Origin of the sequence: Paraburkholderia sp. CNPSo 3274, from assembly GCF_024206475.1 — a bacterium.
GTDB lineage: Bacteria > Pseudomonadota > Gammaproteobacteria > Burkholderiales > Burkholderiaceae > Paraburkholderia.
Map to the genome: position 1 here is coordinate 1 of NZ_JAMBPR010000187.1, position 2,494 is coordinate 2,494.

The following is a 2,494-nucleotide window of genomic DNA, read 5'->3' on the forward strand; positions in this document are numbered from 1 at the left end:
GTAAGCGCCTCAGTTGGGCCGTTCGTCCATTCGCGTGCGCGTAAAGCATGATGGTGAACTGGAGCTGCCGGTCAGGTAGAGGGATCTGGCGGACTGCCTGGTGTGTGCAGTTTGTCGGCCACACGCCAAGGCAGGAGCTCGTCGATGCGATTGATTTTGTGACCGGCGATATGGGTTAGCACGTAGTCGAGGTAGGCACGCGGATCGATGTCATTCAGTCTGCAAGTGCCAATCAATGCGTACATCGCGGCTGCCCGTTCGCCGCCGCTGTCTGAGCCGGCGAATAAAAAATTTTTCCGGCCCAGGCTTACACAACGCAGCGCGTTCTCCGCGATGTTGTTGTCGATCTCTAGCGTACCGTCTTCGCAATACAACGTCAGTGCGCTCCACTGGTTCAGCGTGTAGTTGATCGCCTTGGCCGTATCGGACTTCGACGACAGCGTTTCGAGCTTTGCCCTGAGCCACGCTTCGTAGATTTGAAGCAGCGGTCTGGCTTTCTCCTGCCGTATTCGCAGCCGAACGGCTGCAGGCCTGCCGCGAATCGAGGCCTCGATGTCGTAGAGCCCGCCAATATATTCGAGTGCCTTTTGTGTTGTGTCAGCTGGCGTGCGCACGTGGATGTCGTAGAACTTTCTCCTCGCGTGGGCATGGCATGCCGCCTCGCGTATCGAGCCATCGCGGAACAATTCGTCGAAGCCCGCGTAGGCGTCCGCTTGCAGAATTCCTTTGAAGCTGGCGAGATGGGTTTGAGGATGGATGCCTTGCCGGTTCGGCGAGTACGCGAACCAGACCGAAGCCGGTTGCGTCGAGCCCGAGCGGCGATCGTCGCGCACGTAGACCCATAGCCGGCCGGTGCGGGTCTTCCTGTTGCCCGGTGAGAGCACCGGGATCGGCGTGTCATCCGCGTGCAGCTTGGTAGCAGCCACGGTATAGCGGCGCAGCGCCTCTGTTAGCGGGGCGCACAGCGCCTCACACTGGCCAACCCAGCGCCCCATACTGGCCCGGTCAAGCGTCACGCCGTCGCGCGCTGCGATCGCCGATTGCCGGTACAGCGGCTGGTGGTCTGCATACTTCGAGACGAGGATGTCTGCCAGCAAGCTAGGATGGGCGATGCTCCGCTCGATCGGCAGCCCAGGCATCGGCGGCTGCGTGATCGTGCTGCAGCACGGGCAAACCAGTTTGCGCCGGATCGTGCGAATGACCTTGAACGCCGCTGCAACCCGGGCGAGTTGTTCGGATGAGTCCTCGCCGAGCGCCCGCATTGGTTGACCGCAATCCGGGCAGCTTGATTCAGGCTCGAGCACAAGATCCTGGCGCGGCAGATGCGCGGGAAGCGCTTGCCTGGAAGCCGCTTCGTCTGTCGTTGTGTTCGAGGTGGACGCATTTGCACCGAGGGCCTGCGCACGCTGCACATCCACAACGCCGCGCCCGGCGGCCAGATCCTCAAGTTGAGTCTCGAGCGTCTCGATTTGCCGCTGCAGCTGCTCGGACTTGCGACCGAACTGCATGCGCCTGAGCTTGTCGATCTGCGCCTTGAGCTGCTCAATCTCGACATCGCGTTCGGCAAGCAGACTACGGGCCTCGACCAGCAAGGCCTTTAGCAGTTCGATATCGTCAGGGAGATCGGCGCCGTTCGACATGCGCCGTAGTTTACGAGTCTGCCTCGCCGTTTACAACATCGATAATGCGGCGGTGCGGCGGGGCTGCCGCCAGTCGATGCCCTCAAGCAGCATTGACAGTTGCGCAGAGCTCAGATGGACCTTGCCACCGTCGGCCTTGGGCCATATAAAACGGCCTCGTTCAAGCCGCTTCGCGAGCAGCCAGATTCCGTCCTCCGTGGCCCAGAGAATCTTTACCAGATCGCCCCGACGGCCCCGGAAGATGTAGACGTTGCCGCCCAGCGGATTCTCCTCAAGCGCGGTTTGCACCTTCGCTGCCAACCCCTGAAACCCGCATCGCATATCAGTGACGCCCGCAGCGATCCAGATGCGCGTGCCTGCCGGTAGGGAGATCATGAGCGCAGACTGCCCAGCACGATGCGCAGCATATCGGCGTCAACCATGCCGTCCACCTTAACCACCGCACGACCGATCCGAATCTCGATCGTGCCGACCGGTGATACAGGCTTCGCGCTCTGCGCTTCTACCGGAGCTGATGCAATGACCTCCGCCGGCGTGTCGCTGAGCAATACGACCGGAATGAGCCCGGCAGATCGAGCTTGCTGATCGGCCAGATATCGCCGGCGCCAGGTGAACAGCATGTTCGCGTTGATGCCATTCTCCCGGGCCAGCTTCGCGACCGATACGCCAGGCTCGCAAGCGGCCGCTGCCAGTCGCTCACGAAGCTCACGGGGGTAATTCGGGCGCCCCGTTCGGGTACCCGGCTTCTTCTCTGCAGACTGTGTCAAAGTGATGCCCATCAGATCGGAAATGATGGACATCACTTTGATTTCGCCCTCAGTCACCGTCTATAACGGCCGGAACGAGCCGCTTAC

General features: G+C 61.4%; 3 protein-coding genes. All 3 read right to left on the minus strand.

Annotated elements, in window-relative coordinates:
• Positions 1-71: 71 nt before the first annotated feature.
• From M3I54_RS43915 to M3I54_RS43925, 3 genes are read right to left on the minus strand one after another with little or no spacing between them, the layout of a single operon-like run.
• Complete coding sequence (locus M3I54_RS43915) at positions 72-1,640, minus strand: IS66 family transposase (protein WP_254346647.1); 1,569 nt, start codon at positions 1,638-1,640, stop codon at positions 72-74.
• 30 nt (positions 1,641-1,670) lie between these two features.
• Positions 1,671-2,015: an IS66 family insertion sequence element accessory protein TnpB gene (gene tnpB / locus M3I54_RS43920; RefSeq protein WP_254346648.1), complete on the minus strand. Its 345-nt coding sequence runs from the start codon at positions 2,013-2,015 to the stop codon at positions 1,671-1,673.
• Entirely contained in the window at positions 2,012-2,440 is a 429-nt protein-coding gene (locus tag M3I54_RS43925; protein WP_254346649.1) for a transposase, read from the minus strand. Before M3I54_RS43925 ends, tnpB begins: the two co-directional genes overlap by 4 nt.
• Positions 2,441-2,494: the final 54 nt, after the last annotated feature.